Genomic DNA, 247 nt, shown 5'->3' on the forward strand with positions numbered 1-247 from the left:
TCAACCAACCGCTCTTTAACAACTGAATCAAGCAATTCGTGTGGGTGCTTGTGGAGTCAGACTGCTAGTCAACAGATTATCAGCATCACAAGTTACTCCGCGAGAAATCAAAGATGTAACCAACGATTGCTGAGCCAAGTTTAGGGTTTTCTCAAAACCCAAAGATGTTTGAACTGAAGAGTTTGATCATGGCTCAGATTGAACGCTGGCGGCAGGCCTAACACATGCAAGTCGAGCGGTAGAGAGG

General features: G+C 45.7%; 1 rRNA gene. It reads left to right on the forward strand.

Annotation, left to right across the window (positions count from 1 at the left end):
* Positions 1–170: 170 nt before the first annotated feature.
* Positions 171–247, forward strand: a 16S ribosomal RNA gene (locus CFII68_RS0125695); the annotation flags it as partial.

The sequence above is a fragment of the Pseudomonas sp. CFII68 genome (genome assembly GCF_000416195.1).
GTDB lineage: Bacteria > Pseudomonadota > Gammaproteobacteria > Pseudomonadales > Pseudomonadaceae > Aquipseudomonas > Aquipseudomonas kilonensis.